The organism is Candidatus Thiodictyon syntrophicum, from assembly GCF_002813775.1.
GTDB classification, from domain to species: domain Bacteria; phylum Pseudomonadota; class Gammaproteobacteria; order Chromatiales; family Chromatiaceae; genus Thiodictyon; species Thiodictyon syntrophicum.
On record NZ_CP020370.1, the window covers coordinates 5,452,257 to 5,474,493 of the forward strand.

General features: G+C 64.4%; 20 protein-coding genes and 1 pseudogene. 7 read left to right on the plus strand and 14 right to left on the minus strand.

The window, feature by feature from the left end:
- Positions 1-124 precede the first annotated feature (124 nt).
- From THSYN_RS23090 to THSYN_RS23140, 12 genes and pseudogenes are all read right to left on the minus strand, one after another.
- Positions 125-1,507, minus strand: coding sequence for a hypothetical protein (locus tag THSYN_RS23090; RefSeq protein WP_100921206.1), 1,383 nt, complete (start codon positions 1,505-1,507; stop codon positions 125-127).
- A gap of 398 nt (positions 1,508-1,905) precedes the next feature.
- The gene (locus THSYN_RS37425) at positions 1,906-2,391 is read right to left on the minus strand and encodes an ATP-binding cassette domain-containing protein (protein WP_418219946.1); all 486 of its coding nucleotides are present in this window, start codon (positions 2,389-2,391) and stop codon (positions 1,906-1,908) included.
- A pseudogene (locus THSYN_RS37430) lies at positions 2,368-2,739 on the minus strand (ATP-binding cassette domain-containing protein); the annotation flags it as partial. The pseudogene THSYN_RS37430 and the gene THSYN_RS37425, both read right to left, overlap by 24 nt.
- A gap of 19 nt (positions 2,740-2,758) precedes the next feature.
- Positions 2,759-3,901, minus strand: coding sequence for a dTDP-4-amino-4,6-dideoxygalactose transaminase (rffA, locus tag THSYN_RS23100; RefSeq protein WP_100921207.1), 1,143 nt, complete (start codon positions 3,899-3,901; stop codon positions 2,759-2,761).
- A 13-nt stretch (positions 3,902-3,914) separates the two neighbouring features.
- On the minus strand, positions 3,915-4,310 hold the full coding sequence (locus tag THSYN_RS23105) for a GtrA family protein (RefSeq protein WP_100921208.1): 396 nt from the start codon (positions 4,308-4,310) through the stop codon (positions 3,915-3,917).
- Between the two features lie 263 nt (positions 4,311-4,573).
- Entirely contained in the window at positions 4,574-5,587 is a 1,014-nt protein-coding gene (locus tag THSYN_RS23110; RefSeq protein WP_100921209.1) for a 3-oxoacyl-ACP synthase III family protein, read from the minus strand.
- A gap of 27 nt (positions 5,588-5,614) precedes the next feature.
- Positions 5,615-6,373 carry an SDR family NAD(P)-dependent oxidoreductase gene (locus tag THSYN_RS23115; protein WP_100921210.1) on the minus strand — a complete coding sequence of 253 codons (759 nt, stop codon included), beginning with the start codon at positions 6,371-6,373 and terminating at the stop codon, positions 5,615-5,617.
- 17 nt (positions 6,374-6,390) lie between these two features.
- Positions 6,391-7,464, minus strand: a complete 1,074-nt coding sequence (locus THSYN_RS23120; RefSeq protein WP_100921211.1) for a 3-oxoacyl-ACP synthase III family protein — start codon at positions 7,462-7,464, stop codon at positions 6,391-6,393.
- Positions 7,465-7,479: 15 nt separating this feature from the next.
- Positions 7,480-7,707, minus strand: a complete 228-nt coding sequence (locus tag THSYN_RS23125; protein WP_100921212.1) for an acyl carrier protein — start codon at positions 7,705-7,707, stop codon at positions 7,480-7,482.
- 11 nt (positions 7,708-7,718) lie between these two features.
- On the minus strand, positions 7,719-8,258 hold the full coding sequence (locus tag THSYN_RS23130) for a GNAT family N-acetyltransferase (protein ID WP_100921213.1): 540 nt from the start codon (positions 8,256-8,258) through the stop codon (positions 7,719-7,721).
- Positions 8,259-9,221 (minus strand): glycosyltransferase family 2 protein, encoded by a 963-nt coding sequence (locus tag THSYN_RS23135; RefSeq protein WP_216644615.1) that lies wholly within the window; start codon positions 9,219-9,221, stop codon positions 8,259-8,261.
- 15 nt (positions 9,222-9,236) lie between these two features.
- Positions 9,237-10,097, minus strand: coding sequence for a class I SAM-dependent methyltransferase (locus tag THSYN_RS23140; RefSeq protein ID WP_100921215.1), 861 nt, complete (start codon positions 10,095-10,097; stop codon positions 9,237-9,239).
- 361 nt (positions 10,098-10,458) lie between these two features.
- On the opposite strand from THSYN_RS23140, the gene glgX reads away from it, so the two are divergent.
- From glgX to THSYN_RS23165, 5 genes are all read left to right on the plus strand, one after another.
- Complete coding sequence (gene glgX / locus THSYN_RS23145) at positions 10,459-12,537, plus strand: glycogen debranching protein GlgX (RefSeq protein ID WP_100921216.1); 2,079 nt, start codon at positions 10,459-10,461, stop codon at positions 12,535-12,537.
- Positions 12,538-12,771: 234 nt separating this feature from the next.
- Positions 12,772-13,788, plus strand: a complete 1,017-nt coding sequence (gnd, locus tag THSYN_RS23150; protein WP_100921217.1) for a phosphogluconate dehydrogenase (NAD(+)-dependent, decarboxylating) — start codon at positions 12,772-12,774, stop codon at positions 13,786-13,788.
- A 151-nt stretch (positions 13,789-13,939) separates the two neighbouring features.
- Positions 13,940-14,587, plus strand: a complete 648-nt coding sequence (locus THSYN_RS23155) for a tetratricopeptide repeat protein (RefSeq protein WP_100921218.1) — start codon at positions 13,940-13,942, stop codon at positions 14,585-14,587.
- A 545-nt stretch (positions 14,588-15,132) separates the two neighbouring features.
- Complete coding sequence (locus THSYN_RS23160) at positions 15,133-15,813, plus strand: CAP domain-containing protein (protein ID WP_157817879.1); 681 nt, start codon at positions 15,133-15,135, stop codon at positions 15,811-15,813.
- Positions 15,814-15,893: 80 nt separating this feature from the next.
- Positions 15,894-16,691 carry a Cof-type HAD-IIB family hydrolase gene (locus THSYN_RS23165; RefSeq protein ID WP_100921220.1) on the plus strand — a complete coding sequence of 266 codons (798 nt, stop codon included), beginning with the start codon at positions 15,894-15,896 and terminating at the stop codon, positions 16,689-16,691.
- 186 nt (positions 16,692-16,877) lie between these two features.
- Here THSYN_RS23165 and THSYN_RS34260 read toward each other — a convergent pair whose 3' ends face one another.
- Both THSYN_RS34260 and THSYN_RS23170 read right to left on the minus strand, forming a co-directional pair.
- Positions 16,878-17,030, minus strand: a complete 153-nt coding sequence (locus THSYN_RS34260) for a hypothetical protein (protein ID WP_157817880.1) — start codon at positions 17,028-17,030, stop codon at positions 16,878-16,880.
- Between the two features lie 127 nt (positions 17,031-17,157).
- Positions 17,158-18,756, minus strand: coding sequence for a class I adenylate-forming enzyme family protein (locus THSYN_RS23170; RefSeq protein WP_236848659.1), 1,599 nt, complete (start codon positions 18,754-18,756; stop codon positions 17,158-17,160).
- 230 nt (positions 18,757-18,986) lie between these two features.
- Between THSYN_RS23170 and THSYN_RS23175 the strand changes: the two genes are divergently transcribed.
- Together THSYN_RS23175 and menD are read left to right on the plus strand one after the other, a co-directional pair.
- Positions 18,987-20,399 carry an isochorismate synthase gene (locus THSYN_RS23175; protein ID WP_100921221.1) on the plus strand — a complete coding sequence of 471 codons (1,413 nt, stop codon included), beginning with the start codon at positions 18,987-18,989 and terminating at the stop codon, positions 20,397-20,399.
- Positions 20,396-22,168 (plus strand): 2-succinyl-5-enolpyruvyl-6-hydroxy-3-cyclohexene-1-carboxylic-acid synthase, encoded by a 1,773-nt coding sequence (gene menD / locus THSYN_RS23180; protein WP_100921222.1) that lies wholly within the window; start codon positions 20,396-20,398, stop codon positions 22,166-22,168. Before THSYN_RS23175 ends, menD begins: the two co-directional genes overlap by 4 nt.
- Positions 22,169-22,237: the final 69 nt, after the last annotated feature.

Genomic DNA, 22,237 nt, shown 5'->3' on the forward strand with positions numbered 1-22,237 from the left:
CGTCCGTTCCTGCTGTTTTTTGTGACACCGTTGCTCCTCGATGGCAGCAGGTGACGGGCGGCGGAAGGGTTTGCTCATGGCCCCAGGCGTCAGTGCCGCCCGCGCGGGGCCTGATCGGTTTCCGCTAGGGCCTCTGCGGCAGCTGCCAGACTTCCGTCGGTGCTTCACTTTGCCGCCGATATGTAGGGTGCAAGCTTGCAAGTACGCCGCCGACTGGAGCCAGTGATGCAAGGCCTGGTGTCAGCCGCAGGTAGTCGTTCGGCACACGCGCGACGAGTCTTCCGTGTTGATGGATGTAGGTGATCACTTCTTCGCCCCAAGGTTGGGAGGCCGGGCGCCGCAGGGTGCGGTAGGCCTCCGCATCCAGAATGACATACCCGACCCCGGTGTTGGCAAAGTAGTCCCCGACCGCCGGGCTGCGGCCCATTCGGTGCAGCATGCGCAGATCGTCGAGGGCAACCAGGCGGTTGGCACCAACCACCAGGATTTGGTTCTCGATCGTTGCGAAGACGACTGCGCCGGCTGGTATGCCGGCCTGCAAACTTGCCCGATAGTCCTGGAAATTGCCACGATAGGCGACGGTGATGAATACCACGAGGCGCAGCCCAAACAAGAGCAAGGTTGCCAGGGCGGCGCCCCACCAGAGCTTTGTTGAGAGGGTTCGCTGGTTCGGGCAGCCGGTACCGACGGCGGTGAGTCCGATTGCCAGTGCGCCAGCTGCCCAAGGACTGATGTACACGAGATAGTGCTCGTTGGGATGGCCGATCACAGCGAGCAGGAGTAGCGTCAGTGCAGCGCCGATGAGCAGTGTGGCCACCCCGAACCTGGTGCGCCGCATGCTCAGCCCGACGATAAACCAGGGCAGACAGATAGCGGTCAGCAGGGTCCCTTCGTAGATCGGACCGGCGACCCAGCTTCCGCGCAAGGTCAGTTGCAGCCAGTTGCTCAGATAAGCACCGAAGCCACCCGTGGACGCGGCCTGCGGTCCGACCGCATTGCGGTAATCACCGGTCAATGCCCAGCGTAATGCATCGAGGTCGATCAGGCTCAGATATAGGATCGCCATCGCCAGCGCACCGGCCGTTGCCGACAGGGCCGCGGGCAACAACTGCGCACGCGGGAGCCGTTGTGCCCAGGCGCCTACCAGAACCGCGACCACTGGTACCAAGGCACCTGGGAGATGAAAGAACACGGCGAGGCTGCCGGTCGCAGCGACCAGAAAGAACCGCACCTGCGCGGATATACCCGGCCGCCAGGCGACCGCCAGGTACACGGCTACGGAGAAGACGAAGATGATCGGCATTTCAAAGCGGCCGATATGTGCGGCGTAAAACACCAGGACCTGGGCCGGATACAGATACAGGAAGGCTACTGCGGCCCACTCATCCGACAGTGCGAGGATGACTCGGTACCAAAAGAATAGGGAGCCCAGGAAGGCGGCAAGGGACAGCAAGCGCACCGAGGTCAGGTTGTACCCCAGCAGCCTGAAGATATTGACCTGGAGCACGTCCGCCGCCGGGGAAATAGAACCGACCTGGGCGTACGAGAGGGGAAACGAGGGGCACGAGAACTGGCCGGTCTCTAGCAGGCTCAGGCTACGTTCCGCGAGCCAGGGTTCATCGCAATGAACCCCCGGCACAGTGGTAAGGGTGAGACCGTACACAAGGGCCACGGCGACAAGGACAGCCGCCGCGACAGCGGATATAAGTCGGCGCTGGCGGCGCGGCGATTGGCAGGCAACGTTCATTAACGGAGAGGAAATTCAACCATCCTAGACCGGATATGGCCCCATCTTAGCCGCCCGGAAGGTGCCGGGCAAGACGGTTGATGGCCCAGGCAGGCGATCTGAGGGTGGCCTGGCGGAACCCGCAAGAGTGGCCGTCGGGCCGGCAGGGGTGAAGCGCCTTACCAAGCGACCCGCTGGTCGAACTCGAACTCTGGCAGGTTGACCGGGCGGGTGCAGAGCTTGGCGAGCAAGAGCCGGTTGCGCTCGCCCCCGGACAGGGCCTTGACGGGCTGGCGAGCGCGCTCCGGGCTGAACAGGAAGTCGCGCAGACGACAGGACGTGGCGGCTCTGGCCGTCCACCAGCACCTGGTCGCTGCCGCCGACGACGTTGTCCTGGACGCTGCGCTCCGGGTCGAGCTGGGCGCGCATCTGGTCGAAATCGGCGAACCGAAGATTGCTGCCGCGGCGGATGGTCCCGGACTGGGGCTCCAGGTCCCCGAGCAGGAACCGCACAGGGTGCTCTTGCCGACCCCATTGGGTCCGATGGCGCAGAGGGCATTGAAGGGCGTCTCGGCGTCCAGCCCCAAGCGGGAGATGACACGCTCGGTGCGCTGCTCGATCTCCCAACCACCGCGGTCGTCCAACTGCCGCTGGATGTGCGCCAACTGCGCCAGTTCGTCGGCCGTCGTCGTCACCGTCATGTGGTGCGAGAGGTAGAAGTAGTCCCGTACCAGGGTCCCCAGGTCGCCCAGCCCCTCGGCCACCACGTCGAAGACACTGGTGTCGCCATGCAGCGGGACCTCTTGGGCCAGGCGCGCCACGGTCATACCCTGGCCGAAACGCACCTCACCCCCGTCCGGGTGGACCTCCCCGGTGATGATCTTAAGCAGGGTGGACTTGCCGGTCCCGTTACGCCCGACCAAGCAGACCCGCTCACCGCGGTCGATGGCGCAGGAGATGTCCTCCAGCAGAGGCGGCGAGCATTGGGTGGAGCCGGCATCGGAGAGATGAATCGCGGCACGATCGTTCCCATCACCGCCGTGTCTCGTCCTCCAAGGCCCGCCCCACCGCCTCGATCACCTGTTCCTGCTCGCCCTCCAACCCCAGCCATAGGGGCAAGCGCACCAGCCGCTCAGCCAACTCGCTGGTTACCGCCAAGGTTCCAGCCGCGCGCCCCACCTGCCGCCCCAGGGGTGCGCTATGCAGCGGAACATAGTGAAAGACGCAGGAAATCTCCGCCTGCTTCATCGTCGCAATAAAGGCCGTACGATCATCGAGATCGCGCAACAGCAGGTAGTAAAGATGTCCATTGTGCCCGCAGCCGTCCGGAACGCTTGGCCGGCGCACCCGCCCGGCGCGCTCCAGCGGTTCAAAAGCCGCATGATAGCGCTCCCACAGCGCAAGCCGCCGGGCGGTGATGACACCCGCCTCCTCCATCTGCGCCCAGAGAAAGGCCGCGATGATTTCCCCCGGCAGATAGGACGAGCCGATGTCGACCCACGTGTACTTGTCCACCTGACCGCGAAAAAACTGACTGCGATTCGTGCCCTTCTCGCGGATGATCTCGGCGCGGTCGGCGAGCGCTGGGTCACTGATCAAGAGCGCCCCGCCCTCGCCGGAGATAATGTTCTTGGTCTCATGAAAGCTCAGGGTTCCAAGATGCCCGATACTGCCGAGCGGCCGGCCCCGATAGGATGACATGATCCCCTGCGCCGCGTCCTCGATCACCAGTAGCCCATAACGCTCGGCGAGCGCCATGATGACGTCCATCTCACAGGCCACGCCCGCATAGTGGACCGGCACGATGGCTCGGGTGCGCGGGGTGATGGCCGCCTCGATCCTGGTTTCGTCCAGGTTGAGCGTATCGGGACGAATGTCCACAAACACCGGTACGCCGCCACGCAGGACGAAGGCATTGGCAGTGGAAACGAAGGTGAAGGACGGCATGATCACCTCGTCGCCCGGCTGGATGTCGGCGAGGATGGCGGACATCTCCAGCGCCGCCGTACAGGAGTGCGTCAACAGTGCCTTACGGCACCCGGTTCGATTCTCCAGCCACCCCTGACACTGCTTGGTGAAGCTGCCATCGCCGGCCATCTGGCCCTTGGCATGGGCCTGCGCGATATACCAAAGCTCTTTGCCGCCAAGGTAAGGTTTGTTATATGGAATTTGCACAGATGCAGTTCTTTCACGTTTTGACGTCTATGAGGGGCTTGAACACCCAGAATTTCTGTGCCAGGAAGAGCATCACGGCAAGCGTCAGAATCATCGCCCCCTGAACGAGTTGATGAGGCAGCCCCATGTGATCGACCAAGAGCAGCAAGCCGAAAAGGTTGAGAAAATAACCGAAGCCATAAGCTGCAATGTATCGGACAAACGCGATACTAAGATGGCCCTGGTGCCGGAAGGTCCAGCGCTTATTGAAGACGAAAGTTTGAGCGACTCCGATCGCGTATAGCAGCGTCATCGCAACTTTCGGGCCTATCCCAACCCCGGTCATGCCGAGATAAAGCAAATAACCGACGGCATTCGACAACACACCAACGATACCATACCGAAAAAATTGCCCAATCGTCTGGTACATATCACTTCCATCCCCTGAGCCCCAAATACGCCAAGGGCGATCGAGAACAACGTTGTAGAGCACATTCAGCAATCACGACCGGATGCTTTAGAGGGGGGAGTAACGTCGGGTAAAAGACAAAACGCATTCCATGCCCGCATCGAGTGAAAAAACAAGACAGGTCCTATCAAGCACTGTGGTTCGAGATTGAGATGCAGCATCTGAAAAACGTCGGAAAGAAAAAAGAACCGCACTGAGCAAGATGTCTGCCCCCATTGCTCCGATTACCATTCGACGAAGCAACCTCCCCATGAATAGCCGACGCCAAAGCCTACCAACATGACTCGCATCCCCCTGCGGAGTTGTCCCGATCGCTCTGCTTCCTTTAGCGCAATGGGAATGGTGCAGGACACGGTGTTCCCGAAGCGCTGATAAGCAAGGACGAATTTCTCTTGCGGGATTTGGCACTTCTTACGCAAGTGTTCGAGCATGAAGCGGTTAGCTTGGTGAAAAACAAAAAGATCCACCGTGTCGATACTCTCGCCAGCCTTGTCCAACAGCGCTTTCACCGCCTTGGGTACACTACTCAGTGTAAATCCAAAAATCTCAGACCCATTCATATAAAGATTATCCAGAGCACGCAGATTACCCTGATCATCTTCCGAGACCACAGTCGTCTGGGCCGAGGATCGCTGTCGGGCCCCCCCGGCAGGAACCATTAGATTCCTGGCCCCCGCACCGTCAGTACCATAGATGAACGGGCCAATCATTTCGGTGTCGTCCGGCACTGTCGTTATCAGCGTGGCCGTCGCGGCATCGCCGAAGAGGGTACGCACACTACGATCCCCGGGGTGTATAAACTTGCTATAGGTCTCAGCCGTGATCAGAAGCACCGTCGCCGCCTGGGCGGTTTCGATCAGCCCTTTGGCCAAGCCGAGTCCATAAACATAACCGGAGCAGCCGAGATTGAAATCCAGGGCACCGACTGCTGTTCGCAGACCAAGGCGATTCTGGATGATGCAAGCCGATGTCGGCAAAAAATAGTCGGGACTTTGAGTACAGAACAACAGATAGTCGATATCGGCCGCAGAAGCAATACCCGTAGCAAAAAGCTCTTCGGCCGCTTGGATTCCCAAGTCCGACGCACATTCTCCTTCAGCGGCAATATAGCGCTGATCGATACCAGTCTTTTCGGCAATCTTGTCAACTGTCCAGTCGGCATAATCCCGCACTAGATCTGCATTAGTGAGCTTGATCTGCGGCAGCACATAGCTGACCCCACCAATTTTTGCTTTCACGGCATAATATTCCCTAAACTCCAGCCACTAATTAATCGAGTAACCCCCGTCCACGACCAAATTCGATCCGGTAATCCATCGGCCGGTCTCAGCGAGTAGAAAGACCACTGCGTGCGCGACATCCATTGTAGTGCCTAATCCCAATAGGTGACTAGCCCGAACAGCCTGCATCTGCTCTGGCGTTCTCTTTCTATCCATCTGAATTTTCATCTCCGTCTCGACAAGACCAGGGGTTACGCAGTTCACTCGAATTCCATCTCGAACCAGCTCAACCGCAAGACTCCGCGTCAAACCATACAGCGCGGCTTTGCTAGTAGCGTAAGCAATCATCCCGGGCATCGCCTTAATTGCCGCCACTGAAGAAATGAATACGATCGACGACGCTGGAGACCCCACATTCCGCTGTCTAAATCCCTTGGACAACGCATACGCAGCATCCAGGTTGATGCTCATCAAGCGGCGATAATCGGCGAACTTCATAGTCTTGATTGGCAGGGTGATTTCAATGCCAGCGCAATGAACCATGCCCGATAGCACCTTTCCCGATAGAGTCACTTGTTTCATCCATGCGGGAGTCGCGTCTGAATCACTTAGATCAAATCGATGCACTTCGTGTCCACTGCCATCCAGGCTCTCTAGGGTCTGGCGTAGCCGCTGTTCATCGCGGGCCACTAGTACGACTTCCCCCCCTAACCGACTGATCATTTCTGCGCACGCACGACCAATACCAGAGGATGCCCCGGTGACCATGATGCGTTTCCCTTCGAGACTCAGTGGATTGTACATCACTTCCTCACTTCTCGTTATGGCCTCAGTGGTTCCGGAACGAGCACCAATGCCGGCACGGTCATAGGGCCGCAACGCAGGCTCGCACCACCCCACGAAAAACCGACCCCGAATCCGGCCAGTACCAGGCTGAGTTCCTCGCGACGCAAACGTTCGCCCAAATGCGTGACCATCGCCAGCGGGATCGACGCCGAGCTGGTGTTGCCGTAGTTCTCCAGACCCAGCAGGCACTTCTCAGGCGCTAACTTCATTCGCTTGATCAGGTGATCAAGCATGAACTTGTTGGCCTGATGAAAGACAAACTGGTCCACGCCTTCGGCGGCTAGTCCGGCTCTCTCGAGCACTTTCTTGACTAACGCAGGCACAACCCGGAGAGTGAAGGAAAAAATTTCCGCGCCGTTCATGTAAAGGTCGGTCGCGGCGCGCCTATTGCCTCCCTCGAACTCACGGCGGATGAACATCTCTGGGGAACTCCTCATACGGAATCCGCCTGCGGGAATGTTCAGGTGCGGCTCACCGCTCCCGTCGGTACCAAGCACAAAATGGCTCGGCGCGGTAGCGTCATGTCGCTCGACAATGGTTGCCGTACCGCCATCAGCGAAGAGCAGCGCCACCGAGCGGTCCTCGGGAGAGCAGATCCTCAAGCTCGTATCACCCGCCAAAACCAGAGCGCGCCGGATCGCACCACAGGAAATCATACCTGAAGCCAACCACAGTCCGTATAGATAACCGGAACATCCCAGACTGACATCGAAGGCGGCGCACTGCTGGGAAAGACCGAGGCGCTGCTGTAAGCAACAGCTCGTGGCTGGCAGTCGGTAATCGGGCGTTTGTGAGATGAAGATGACCGCATCGATCGACTCGCGGGCACATCCGCTTTCAGCAAGCAATCGTTCTGCCGCCGCCTGGCAAAGGTCTGCGGTGGTGAGCGTCATACCGACATGCCGCTGCCTGACTCCGGTACTCGCGCTGATCTTCTCGACTTCAGTAGCGTCGAAGACCATGGCATCGTCGGCAAGGGTACGCACCAGCTCCGGGACCGCAGCCGCCACTCCGCGGATACGGACGCCCTGGAATGTCGCTTCACTCATGCGACTCTCCCATGCTCAATTGAGCTTATCTGCCACCAGCGCCAGCACCTCACCAATAGTCTTGGCTTGAGCCAGGCGCTGCGGACTGACCGCGACATCAAGATGCTCATCGGCCAAGGCGATAAAGGACACGACGGCCAACGAGTCCCAGGGAAGATCGGCCAACGATTCATCCCCTTTCAGTTGCCCGGCGTCCAATTCGAGCATCTCTTCCATCGCGGTAAGAAATTCTTGCCTATTCATTGTCTGGCTCTCTATGGTTGATAGCCCATGACCTTCGCAAGTCTGGGTAAAACATGGTGGTAGTGGTCCGCCCGCTCGAGATAATAACGGCGGTTAGACTGATCCACAATGATCTGCGTCGGCTTATAGCCAAGCAAGGTATTGTAGCGAATGGCCCTACGGTTGCCATCAAGGATGTGGGCTCTGATTCGCTGCAGGCCCAACACTTCAAAACCGAAGTCCGCGAGACAGAGCGAGGCCCGAAAAGGAGTCAACGAATTGCAGAATTCCTCCGCCCCCATGAAAATGCCGCCCTCGGCTTCTTGTTTCTGCCTGTCGATATCCTTGAGGTTGATGACCCCGACATCTTTCCCGGCGTCGCAAATCAGAAAATACAAGTCACCTCGCTTGCACAGTCCTTGAAACCAGCGCTGCTGCATTTGCGGGGTGATCTCATCCCGATAGGCCATATACTTCACCACGTCGGGACCGTTCCGCCATAAGCGAACCTTTTCCAGATCATCCGGCCCGATCTGACGCAGGATTATGCCGTAACGCTGGAGACTGATCATTTATCTGCCTATGGAACCTTGCATCAGATTGAGATGCTCACGAACCACATATAGCGGCCGCTGCTTGGCTTCATCATAAATGCGGCCAATATAGAGACCAAGGAATCCGATGTTGATAAACATAAGGCCAGCCAAAAAATAGATTGAGACGATCACACTAGTCCACCCCATTACCGGGACCGAATAAATCAAGTAGCGCAGCATGGCGTAGCAGCCGAATAACAGAGAACAGAACGCCATGACGAAGCCAAATTTTATCGACAGACGCAGAGGACGATTCGACTGCGCAACGATGGAGTTGATCGCCAGATGTAGTAGCTTATTAAACGTGTAACTTGATTTACCGCTGAAACGGGGAGCGTGCTCGACATCGATAGCGGCGGATGGAAAACCCAACCACCGTATAAAAAGAGGAAACGCGCGCACCGACTCGCGCATGCGCCGAAAATTATCGATCACGTCGCGGCTGTAGATCCCGAAATTAGCGGTGGCCGGATCGCTCTGCTGCTCGGTGAGATAGTCGAACACAGCGTAGAAAGCCCGCGAAGACATGCGCTTGAAAAAAGAATCCTGGCGCAGCGCTCGACGCGCATAGACTACGTCATACCCTTCTTGCGCCTTGTCATAGAGCCGCGGGATTTCCTCGGGTTGGTCCTGCAGGTCGCAGTCCATGACTACCACCCAGTCCCCCCTACAGTAATCGAGGCCGGCAGTAATCCCATAGTGCTGGCCGAAGTTGCGACTAAATTGCAGGCCTTTGACGCGAGGGTCAAGCTGCGCCAGGTCGCGCATGATCGCCCATGAACGATCACCACCGCAATCTTCGACGAAAATCACTTCAAAATCCGCCGACATGGTCTCGAGTGAAGCCCTTATTCGTCGATAAAGCTCTCGCAGGCAATCTTCCGCCTTGTAAACGGGAATAACAACTGAAATTAATGTCATCGCGACTTTCGTCTCCACCCGTTTCGCGAGATGCTAGACATGGCAGTATGGTTTACGAAAAACCGCGAGGATCGATGTGCCCCAAGGGAAGCGGACCTGGTGGCCGAGCGGTGTTTCGGCTGCGAAGATAGCGGTAAGTACCACGTTGATTGGCCGCGCCGGGACGCGATGGGCACGAAGCGCAATCTCGCGCTTCTCTGTCTCGGTCATCTTGGCGACCCCCGGCCGACGCCGGGCAAGCCAGTACAGCGGACTGAGCAGAAACATGAAGTAGCGGGCATCGCAGAGTTGGAGGCCAGCCGACTTGGCTAGACGCGCGAAATCCTGGCGGGTATACCGACGAAGATGTTGGGCAATCTCATCATTGTAGCTCCAGAACTGGGGCAGAGCCGGGGTCGTGACGAACAGCAGGCCACCCGGCTTGAGGGCCTGACGCGCCTCGCGCAATGCGCGCAGGTCGTCCGGCAGGTGCTCGATCACGTCCAAGAGAAAGACGACATCCCAGTGCTCGGACCAGCCAAGGTTCGTGAGATCGACTTGGAAGCGCCGCGTGCCCGCGGGCAGAACATTGGCCGCCATCCCGAGCGCGACCCGGGAGGAATCGGCCAACGCCAGGGATTGAAACAGGCCCTGTCGGTGGTCTGACAGATAGCGCACCCATCCCCCCACCCCCCCGCCAAGGTCGACGGCAGCCCACGGGGCCTCGCCAGCGGCGTGGTACCGATCAAGCGCACCCAGCAAGAAACGATGGCGACCACGATACCAGAAATGCCGCTCCTGCATCGCCCACAGGGTGTCGAAGCCACGCTCCGGGTACTCCTCATCCCGGTGTTCGACCGAAGTTGGCGGCTGATGGATACCATCCGGGCCGAGAATGTAGTCGGCGTTCGCCATCCTAAGGGTGCCTCCAACTCAAGCCGGACTTACGGGTGATCAGACAGGCAGTGGTCGCCTTCACACTGCTTCAACCCTCGGTGGGGAACGCGCGCAAGCCGGTCACGTGACAGGAATTCTACATCGCCAAGGGGGCGTTGGCGAGCCTGGATTGGCCTGAAAACCACTGTTGGCGAGGATAATACCTAGGCCCGCGTGGCGCCCGCGGTTAGAATCACCCGAGCACAGCCCCGGCGTAACGTCAGAGCCTCCACGTCAAGCCCCCTATAAGGGGAGTAAAGAATCAGCACCTTACGGTGGCGTGGCGGGCTAGGATCGAGGGGGCTCAACAATCACGCCCCGGCAACGCGGAGAAAACGACATGACCCAACCCACCTATCGCGTCGAACCCGGCAACTGGGACCAGGGCGGTGCCGCCTTCGTCGACGGCGGGGTCAACTTCTGCGTCTTCAGCCGCTATGCGCAGCAGGCGGAGATCCTGCTGTTCGACCGCGAAGAGGCGCCCGCGCCCTTCCAGATCATCCGCCTCGACCCGCGGGTGAACCGCACCTTTTTTTTCTGGCACTGCCTGGTCTTGGACCTGCCGAGCGGCACCTGGTACAACTGGCGGGTCGACGGCCGCTGCGATACGCGCGAGAGCGGCGCCCGGATCGATGGGGACAAGGCCCTGCTGGACCCCTGGGCGACGACCGTGAGCGACCGCCTCTGGGACCGGGCGCGCGCCGCCCGGCCCGGGGACAATGTGGCGACCGCCATGCGCGCCCAGGTGCTGCGCGACGATTACGACTGGGAGGGCGACCAACCCCTCCACGTCCCGCTCAGCGAGTCGGTGATCTATGAGATGCACCTGGGTGATTTCACCCGCCACCCCTCCGCCGGGGCCGCCCACCCCGGCACCTTCCGGGCCCTGATCGACAAGATCCCCTATCTGAGCGACCTGGGCATCACCCATGTGGAACTTCTGCCGATCATGGCCTTCGACCGCCAGGATGTCCCGCCCGCGACCGCCGCCCTGGGGCACCAGAACTACTGGGGCTACAGCACCCACAGCTTTTTCGCCCCCCACCCCCATTTCGCCGCCGACGCGACGCGGGCGCGCGACGAGTTCCGCGACATGGTCAAGGCGCTGCACCGCGCCGGGATCGGGGTGATCCTGGACGTCGTCTTCAACCACACCGCGGAGGGCGGCGGGACTGGTCCGACCATCAGTTTCAAGGGCTTGGGAAACGAGGTCTTCTATCACCTGAATTTCACCGACCGCCGCCTCTACCGCGACTACACCGGCTGCGGCAACACGGTGAACTGCAACCACCCGATCGTCACCCGCTTCCTGGTGGATGCGCTGCTTTACTGGGTGCAGCAAATGCATGTGGACGGCTTCCGCTTCGACCTGGCCAGCGCCCTGGCCCGCGGGGAGGACGGCAACCCCCTCTATCATGCCCCGTTCTTGTGGGCCACCGAGTTGTCTCCGTTGTTGAACCGCTCCCACATCATCGCCGAGGCCTGGGACGCCGGCGGGCTCTATCAGGTGGGCGACTTCCCGGGCTTCCGCTGGGCCGAGTGGAACGGGCGCTACCGCGACCTGATGCGCGCCTTCGTGTGCGGTGACCCTGGTCTGATCCCGGAGGTCGCCACCCGCATCGCCGGTTCCAGCGACCTCTACCAGGCGCGCGGGCGGCGGCCGGCCAACTCGGTGAACTTCATCACCTGTCACGACGGCTTCTGCCTGTGGGACCTGGTGAGCTACGAGACCAAGCGCAACCTGGCCAACGGCGAGGGCAACCGCGACGGCAGCGACCAGAATATCAATTGGAACTGTGGGGTCGAGGGGCCGACCGACGATCCCGCCATCCTGGCCCTGCGCCGCCGTCAGGCGCGCAACTTCATCGGCATCCTGATGCTGAGCCAGGGGGTGCCCATGCTGCTGTCCGGGGATGAGATCCTGCGCAGCAAGGACGGCAACAACAACACCTACTGCCAGGACAATGAACTGTCCTGGTTCGACTGGAGCCAGGTGGAGGCGCAACGGCCCATGCTCGAGTATGTGCGCGGCCTGATCGCCCTGCGCCGCCGCCATCCGAGCCTGACCCGCGACCGCTTCCTCACCGGGGCGCCGGAGCCCGGGCAGGACCTGCCGGACATCGCCTGGCACGGGCTGCAGCTCGACAAACCACGCTGGTCGGTCCCCGACAACCGCGCCCTCGCCTTCACCCTGGCCGGGGTCAGCGCCGCGGAACCGCCGCTGCACGTCATGTTCAATATGTGGGAGGATGCACTCGAGTTCGCGGTGCCGCCCCTGCCGGGCCGGCGCTGGACCCTGGCCGTGGACACCATGGCGGAGCCGGGCGTCTTCCCGCCGGACACCCCGGCCCCCATGACGGCCGGGCAGATCCGCGTCGGCGCCCACGCCCTGGTGGTGCTGGAGGCCCACCCGGTCTGAGGGCCCCGCACGCCGCGCCCTCGCCTGTCGTCCTAAAGTCCACAGATGAACACAGATTTCTCGGCAATTGTCATGCGCTTGTCGCTACTGTCACAATCACCCACAAGGCGAGCCTCCGGCCAAGCGTAAGCCAATAAATAATCTGTGTTCATCTGTGTTCATCTGTGGATAACTTCTTTCTGGGTTCACCCGCGTCAATCAGTGCGCGAATAACGCGAAGCAGAGGGTCTCACCATGCAACTCGGAATGATCGGCCTCGGCCGGATGGGCGCCAACATGGTCCTGCGCCTGCTGCGCGCCGGGCACCAGTGTGTCGTCTATGACCGGGATGCCGCAGCGGTGGCCGCGCTGGTCGAGGCGGGCGCGATCGGCGCCGCGGACCCAGCCGACCTCTGCGCCCGGCTGACCCCGCCGCGCAACGCGTGGATCATGGTCCCGGCCGCGGTGGTCGAGCGGGTCATCGACGACCTGCTGCCCCATCTGGGCGCCGGGGACACCCTCATCGACGGGGGCAACTCGAACTATCGCGACGACCTTGCGCACGCCGCCCGCCTCGCACCGCTGGGCATCCATTTCATCGACTGCGGGACCAGCGGCGGCGTCTGGGGCCTGGAGCGGGGCTATTGCCTGATGATCGGCGGCGAGGCGCAGGCGGTCGAGCGCCTGGACCCGATCCTTAGGTCGCTGGCCCCCGGCCTCGGCGACATCGAGCGCACCGCCGGACGGACCGACCCGCCCAGCCGTGCGGAACAGGGCTATCTGCACTGCGGGCCGAGCGGTGCCGGACACTTCGTCAAGATGGTCCACAACGGGATCGAATACGCCCTGATGGGCGCCTATGCGGAGGGCTTCAACCTCCTGAGGCACGCCGGGGCCGGGCGCGCGGACCGGCCGGCGGACGCTGAGACGGCGCCGCTGCGCAACCCCGAACACTACCAGTACCAATTCGACCTGGCCGCGGTGGCCGAGGTCTGGCGGCGCGGCAGCGTGGTCGCCTCCTGGCTCCTGGATCTGACCGCCACCGCGCTTCAGGCCGACCCGGAACTTGCACAATTCGGCGGGCGGGTGTCAGACTCCGGTGAGGGCCGCTGGACCAGCCTCGCCGCGATCGAGACCGGGACCCCGGCGCCGCTCTTGACCGCCGCATTGTTCGAGCGCTTCAGTTCCCGCGGCGAGGCGGATTTCGCCAATCAGGTCCTGTCGGCCATGCGTTACCAATTCGGGGGACATCGCGAGCGAATCAAGGACTGAAAGCGACAGCCGCCAAACCGGCCCCGCGGGCCGCCGCGGCGACACCCCGTCGGACGCGTAGATGACACCGTGCTCAGCCTGATATAACTCGTTCTTGATCTCCGCTTCAATCCCGGTTAGACACCAGCTTCACCGCAGCTTGAGGTTATCAATGCGTGACCCGCTCATTGCTCTTGGGACGGCCATCCGACTCATCTTTATCCTGCTCGCGGCGCCCCCCGTTATTGCGGACGACCCCCGTATGAACGCCGCCGAGGCCGCGACCTTGCCGACCTGGTGTCTGGTGTTTAACCAGACCGGTCGTCTGCTCCCTCAGGATACCAAGAACCCTGAGCTCGCGGCCAAGCTCGCCGCCTTTCAGCGATCAGGGTGCAGCGGACACCACCACTACTGCTGGGCCTTGGCCTGGGCTAACCGCGGCTATTTCCGACAGGAATCAGACAGGACGCCCGCTGACTTCTATTACGGCAGGGGTATCGCCAATCTTGAATATGTACTGGGAAATTCCCAGAGTACATGTTCATTGATTCCTGAGATGCACACCAAGGCCGGTGAATGGGAAACGCTACGTGGTCACCCGAAGGAGGCAGAGGAACGTTTCCGAAAAGCCATCGGCATCAAGCCGACCCATATCCAGGCCTACATCGGCCTCTGCGATCTCTTTGAATCGCTGGGAAACAACGATTCAGCGATCGCCACCCTGCAGATCGGCATCAAGGCCAATCCGACTTCCAGCGCCCTAAAGAAAAAACTCGCCCGGCTGCAGGCACGCATCAGCGGCAAAACGGCAGCACCTTGACCGGTGAATACAATGACACCGGCGGTGGGGCGGTGACGGCCTCTCACCGAGCGGTTGTCGGCGCAGCCCGGCTTCAACGTTCGCGTGGCCCAGTTAACCTATCCCGGGGCCTACGCCTATGAACAAGATTATCCGAGACAATGCGGCCTTGGGTGTTGCCCGCCATTCTCCTGCCGGTGATTGCGGATGCCGTCCTCGGCCGCATTCCGGCTGCGGCGTCCGGGCAGTGGAAACTCCGACTCGACCGGCCGGCCTACGCGGGATTTACGGAGATTGCCGCAGCGCCGTTCTCGTGGCGCGTGCCATTAAATTGTGCGCCATTCATCTACTTTCACTTCTGATCCTATCCCGCTATGTGCTGTCTGCCTCGTGGGTACCGTCAGCGGTTGGCGCGCCGGGCTGCGGCGCGGTGGACCAGTCCGCATCCTCATCCGGCATTGCGACCGTCGCCGTCCCCGCACGAGGCGGTAAGCCGCCATCTTGATTCGACTCGCCCGTCCGGCAGCGGTGCCTTCAGTTGCGCCTGGGTCGCGATTCTATCGGCCATGCTCATGGGCTGCGCCGTGCAGTCGGCAAGAGAGAGACCCCCGCACGCAGACGCGGTTGAGCAGTGGAGTCCCGCCGACCTCGCCATCGCGGGTGCGGGCGGCTTGCTGACACCGGAGGAGCGCGACGTGGTCACGCATATCAACCTGGCCCGGTCAAACCCTGCCGCTTATGCAAGACTGTTCCTTAGGCCGCGCCGGATCCTCTTTCATGGGAAGATTTATCTCGACCCACTCGACCCACGCGGCCGGGGCTTGCGTACACATGAAGGGTCAGCCGCAGTCGATGAGGCAGCCCAAGAGTTGGACGAAACGGCCCCCATGGGTCCCCTGCTGGTTTCCGCCGCATTGACCCGGGCTGCACGCATGCAAGCCGCGGAGCAGGCAGCGACCGGCGAGACGGGCCACGGCGGCCGCGATGGCTCGACCCCGTCGGCACGGATCGCCGACCAGGGGCATTGGGAATGGATCGTCGGAGAAGTCGCCGCCTATGGTCCAGTCAGTGGACGCGAGATCGTCAGTCGGCTCCTGATCGACGACGGGGTTACATCTCGAGGGCATCGCCGCAATATTCTCGACCCCCGATTCGGTGCCGTCGGGGTTTCCATTGCGAGCCACCCGCGGTTTGGTCGCACGGTGATCATCGACTTCGCCGACGCGATAGCGGAAGCGGAGCCCTGACCCTGCTGCGCCGATCACCCCGGACCTGCGATCTGTCCCACTGCCACACACGAACCACTCAGAGGCTTAAATATCCCCCGATGTACCATCTCGTTGTTTGCGACCTCGACGGCACCCTGCTCACCCCCGCGCATCGACTGGGCAACTACACGCGCTCGGTGTTGGCGCAGTTGCGCACGCAGGGCATCGACGTGATGCTCGCCTCCGGGCGACACTTCCAGGACATCCGCACCTTTGCGGACCAACTCGGCGGTCACGGCTGCCTGATCTCGTCGAATGGCGCCGCGGTACATGATTGCCGGTACCGGCTGATCGACTGCACCCCGCTGGACCCCGAGTGTGTCCGCGCCCTGATCAACGATCCGGCGTTCGCGGACGTCCACACCAATGTCTATCGTACGGACGACTGGCTGGTAGCCCGTCCCGAGCCCTATCTGCTGAGCTTCCACCAGGACTCAGGGTTTTGCTACCGGGTGGTCGATCTGCGGACCATCGACGGAAGCAACGTGCTGAAGGTGTTCTTCTACGGCGAACCGGCGCGCCTGCGCGCTATCGAGCAACAGGTCCGCGAGCGTTTCGGCGAGATTATAACCACCACCTTCTCACTGCCCGTGACCCTTGAGATCATGGCGCACGGCGTGTCCAAGGGGGCGGCACTGGCACGGGTGGCGCAGCGGCTCGGGATCGCACTCGGCGCGGTACTCGCCTTTGGTGACGGCATGAACGACCTGGAGATGCTCGCGCTGGCCGGTACCGGAATCATCATGGAGAACGCGGACCCGCGCCTGGCGGCGGCCCTGCCCGCCTTGCGGGTGATCGGCGGCAATGCCGACGAGTCGGTGGCCCGCTACCTGGAGCATCTGTACCTGACCACGTGAATCTTAACGAGGCTTCGCCTCAGACCGACAAGTCACCGGCCACACGCCGCAGCGACCGCGGCGCTGGCCAGCTGCAACCGGATCGATACCTACCGCGAGTCAACGCACCGGTAACCCTCCAGTCGCTGCCCATAAGGGCACGTGGGTCGGGTATCGACACACCGATTGCCCTCCAGCCGCTGACCATCAGGGCATCTGACCTGATTCCGGTCGGTGCCATCGCTCGCTTCGGCTCTTTGGCTGGCGATCGGAATAGTCCTGTTTAGTCGCCTGCGCGAGCGGCGGCACGACGACGGCCAGGGCGGCCGACAACCGCAGATACTTCATGGTGCGGGTCATGAGCAAGCCCCTGAATCAAAAATCGACAGGGGACTGACCAGTCGCGGACCGGAAGCACGCCGCGGGCCCGGGACGCCGCCGCCAGCCGCGGCCAAGGGAGTAGCGTCGCGCCTGGCGGCGCACCGGCTCAGACGGGCGGCCCGCCGGGCGATTTCGGGGCAAGTACCTCCGTTTGGCAAAGCACTTCATCTGCGCCGGGCTCTCCAGGTGAACCGGGCTCTTGGGCCAGGACCCGCAGGCGACGACGGTCCAGCTTGCCGGAGTTCAGGAGCGGCAACGCGGCCTGGGGCCGAAAGGCCCGCGGGCGCTGCGAGCCCGCCAGATTGGCCCGACACCAGGCATCCAGGGCCACGGGCGTCGCCTCCCCGGTGTAGAGCGCCACCAGCCGCTGGCCCCACACCGGGTCCGCGACCCCGACCACCGCCACCTCCCCGACCCCCGGTGCCCCGGCAAGGAGCGACTCCACCCACCCCGGGTTCACCTTGACCCCGCCGGTGACCAGCACTTCATCGGCGCGCCCCAGGATGCACAAAGCGCCGTCCTCCCCCCGGCGGCCAAGGTCTGAGGTCGTGAACCAGCCATCGACGAGACCCAGACCGGGCCGCCGCCCCGGATTGGCATAGCCGGCCATGACCACTGATCCCCGGACCCGCAGGGGGGTCGGTCCGTCGGGGCCCGCGGGGCAGTCGACCTCCAACCCGGCCAGGGGCCGACCCACCAGGCCCGCGGCGGGCGGCACGCGCAGGCGCCCGGAGGTGGCCACTTGTGACGCGGTCTCGGTCATTCCATAGGTCAGATGCAGCGGCCAGCCGGCCGCAATGGCCTGCCCCGCGAGTTGGGTGCTGAGCGACTGGCCGCCGACCAGTAGCACCCGCAGGGCGGGCGGTGGCGGCCGTCCCAGGGCGAGCAGACGCGCCAGCATGGGCGGGACCAGGGAGAGGTGGGTGACGGCCCGGCGCTCCAGGTCCAGGGCCACCAATTCCGGGTCGAAGCCCTCGTGGAGCAGGTGCGTGGCCCCAGCCAGGGCGCAGCGGTAGGTGATGGACAGCCCACCGATATAGCGCAGCGCCAGGCAGCAGAGCCAGCAATCGCCGGCGCTCAGGCCCAGGTGCCGATTGCTCAGGGCGGCGGCGGCCAGCAGATTGTGCTGGGTCAACATGGCCGCCCGCGGGATGCCGGTGCTGCCGCTGGTCTCCACCACCAGGGCCAGGGGGGAGGGCCAGACCGGCGCCGGGGCTGGTGCAGGCGGCAGCGCGCCCCCCTGCCCACGAACCCGGTCCAGAGGGGTGAGACGGCCGTCGGCCTGCCCGTCCCAACGCCAACCCCACTCGGCACCGGTCAGCGCCAACAGCGGTCCTGAGCCGGGGTCGTCCACCGCGAGGCGCATGGGCAACAGGGCCGCGCCGACCTGGGCCAGGGCGTGCTGCATCAGGACCAGTCCCACCGTCGGCCGCTCCGGCACCGCGACCAGTTGGCCGGGCGCCAACCCTTGAGAACGCAGTTCACCCGCCAGCGCGACGACGCGCGCGGCGAGGCGATCGTAGGTCCAGCATAGGTCTGCCGACCCGTCGTCAGGCCCCGCCGACTGGATCAGGGCGAGACCGGGGCCAGCCGTCCACGGGGCCAGGGCAAAGCCGGGCGCACCCGGGGTTGGGACCGGGCTGTCGCCGTGCCCCGCACCGGCGGGGGTCGACCGACCAGCAAGCGAATCCTGGTTCTTCATCATCGAATTTATCATCGACCTCGTCATCCTCGTCAGCGACTCGCTTCTGATCGCACCCGCGGCAGCGCGGCGGGTGTCTTCCGGGGTTGACGTTGCGTTAGACTGCGACCCGTTACACCGGGCGCGCTGCCGCCGACCAGTGCCCCAAGGATCTACGCCGGCCAGCCCGGCCGCGGTCCCGCGGGCGCGGCGGCCCGCGGCCGGTGTCAGGCTTCCGCCAGTCAGGTCATCAGATGCTCGCACCCCTTGCCCTCTTGGATCAATTGCAGGCCCGGCTCGACGAGACCATCGGCCTGCTCCCGACCGCCACCGCCGGCGGCTTCGCCTCCCTGATTCTCGAACTGCCCCGGACCCTCACCCTGGCGCCGGAACTGGGACACCCGGGCTTCAGCTTCACCCACGGCCAACAGGGTGAACTGCGCGCGGGCTGCGGCATGGCGGCACAGTGGACCGCCCAGGGACCCGGGCGGCTGGAGACGCTGCGCGCGCGGGCCCAGACCCTGATCCGACACTGGCACCAGTACGACCCGGACGAGACCGGTTTCGCCGGCTTCGCGCTGCTGGGCTTCGCGGCCTCGCCGTCGCCGGCCCGGTCCGCGCGCCCGCCCCAGGCCGGGGCCGAACTCCCCAACGCCCTACTCTGGCTGCCGGAACTCGGTCTGTGCACGCGCGCCGGCCAGTCGGCGCTGGTGTTGACGACGCCGCTGCCGGTCGCCCCGGGTATCTTGAGGGAACGCTGGCGGGGCTGGCTGGCGCAGTTGGTGACGGCACTCGCCGCCCCGCTGCCCGAGCCGCTGACCCCCAGCCCGCTGACCGCGCTGGGCAGCCTGCCGGGCCTCGCCGACTGGCAGGCGCTGGTGCAGGAGGCGCTGGCGGAGATCCGCCGTGGTTCCTTGGAGAAGGTGGTCCTGTGCCGCCGACTCGGGCTCAAGGGACGCCGGTCCTTTGACCCGCGGCGTCTCCTCGCCGCCCTGGCCTATCTGTTTCCGGCCTGCCAGGTCATCAGCATCCGCCGGCACGGCACCCGCTTCGTGGCCGCCACCCCGGAGCGCCTGGTGCGCGTCGTCGGCCGGCAGGTAGAGGTGGACGCCATCGCCGGCACCGCCGCCCGCTCCGCGAGCGCCGCCGCGGATGCCGCCCTGACGGCGGCCCTGCGCGCCTCGGACAAGGAGCGGCGCGAGCACGCCATGGTGGTGGAGGCGGTGCGCGCCGTGTTGGACGACTGCTGTGACGAGGTCAGGGTCCCCGCGGCCCCAGGCGTTATGCAACTGCACAATGCCCAGCACCTGTGGAGCCCCCTGAGCGGCCGCCTGCGCGAGGATACCGACCTGTTCACCCTCGCCACCCGCCTGCACCCGACCCCGGCCACCAACGGCAAGCCCCAGGCCGCGGCCCGGGACTGGCTGGACCGGGTCGAGCCCCTGGAGCGTGGCTGGTACACCGGCGCCGCGGGTATCCTGGAGCCGGACCCGAGCGGCCGGCTGAACGCCGACCTCTGGGTGCTGCTGCGCTATGCCGAGGTGAGCGGTGATGAGGCCCGGCTCTATGCCGGGGCGGGCATCGTGCGCGGCTCCGACCCCCTGGCCGAATGGCGCGAGACCGGACACAAGCTCGCCGCCGTCGCCACCGCCCTGCAGTTCGCATGAGCGCGGCCAGCCCCCCGTCGGCCGCGGACGGCGACCCGGCCTGGGTCGGCGTGCGCTGGTGCCTGGCGCTGCTCGACGGACTGCTGGCCAGCGGGGTGCGCCACCTGGTCCTGTCGCCGGGGTCGCGTTCCACCCCGGTGCTCCTGGCGGCCCAGCAATGCCCGGCCCTCACCCTGACCCCGATCCTGGACGAGCGCAGCGCCGCCTTCTATGCCCTGGGCCTGGCCCGTGCCGGCGCCCGCCCGGTGGCGCTGCTGGCCACCTCCGGCAGCGCCCCGGCCCACTGGTACCCGGCGGTGATGGAGGCCAGCGAGGCCGGGGTGCCGCTCGTCCTGCTCTCCGCCGACCGCCCCCCGGAGTTGCGCGGTTGGGGCGCCAACCAGACCACCGACCAGACCCGGCTCTTCGGCGCCCAGGTGCGCGAGTTCCATGACCCCGGGGCACCGGTGGACACCGCCGCCGCCCGCCGCGCCCTGCACGCGCTGGGGCGGCGCGCCGCCGCGGTGAGCCAGGGCCGCCGACCGGGGCCGGTACACATCAACCTGCCGCTGCGCGAGCCCCTGGTACCGCGGACCGACTGCACCCTGCCGGACCCCGACCCGCGGCCGGGCGACGACGGGGCCGGAGACGGCGTGACGGTGTCCCTCACCCTGCCGCCGGGGCTCAAGGCACGGCTGCGGGGACGCGGCCTGATCTATTGCGGACCCGATTCCCCGCGGCCCGGCTTCCCCGCGGCCGTGTTGCGGCTTGGCGCCGCGCTCGGCGTCCCGGTCCTGGCCGACCCCCTGTCCGGGCTGCGCTTCGGCGCCGCGCCCGGCCTCGACCTTTCAGGCGCCGCCTCGCCGCGCATCACCCGCTACAAATCGATCGTGCGCAACGCCGCGGCCGCGGCGGCCTTGAGGCCCGACTGGGTGCTGCGCTACGGCCGGGCGCCGGTGTCCAAGACCGTGCTCGAATGGCTGCCCGGCCTCCCGACCATCCTGGTGGACCCGGCCGAGCGCTGGTCCGATCCGGCCCACGACCTGGCGCGGGAGGGGTCTGTGCACCTCGCCCTCGACCCCAGCGCCCTGTGCAATGCCCTGGCCGCGGACCCGCCCGCCCCCGCGGACCCCGCCTGGCTCGGGCACTGGACCCAGGCCGAGGAGCGGCTCGCCGCCCTGACCACGGACTATCTGGCGACGGCCCCCTGGTGCGAGGCCCACCTGATTCGCGACCTGGTGGCCGCCCTGCCGGCGGGGGAGGGCCTGCTGTGCGCCAACTCGCTGCCGATCCGCCAGTTCGAGACCTGGTCCGGCACGCGGGAGGCGCCGCTCAAGGTCTTCGGCAACCGGGGGGTCAGCGGCATCGACGGGCAGCTCTCGACCCTGGCCGGGCTCAACGCCGCAGGGGTGCCGACCACCGGCCTGCTCGGCGATCTGTCGTTTCTGCACGACCTCTCCGGTCTGCTGCTCGCCGCCCGGCTCGACCGACCCTGCATCGTGCTCAATAATGGCGGCGGCCGGATCTTCGACTATCTGCCCCAGCACGGCCTGCCGGACTTCGAGCGCCTGTGGCGTACCCCGCGCCCGGTCGCCATCGACGCTCTGGCCGACGCCGGCGGGCTGCGCCACCGGCGGGTCGCCGCGTCCACCGGCTGGCGCGAGGCCTTGGCCGAGGGTCTCACCGGCGCTCCGGGACTCATCATCGAGGTCATGATCGACGCCGACCAGAGCCGGGAGGTCCATCTGGCCTTTCGGCGGCGCGTCGCCGCGGCTACCCTGATCGGTTAGTACCGTTTGGTCTTCAGCTTCGCGAATGACGCAAGCCCCGAAGGGGCGAGACATACCAGCCCAGGGCAA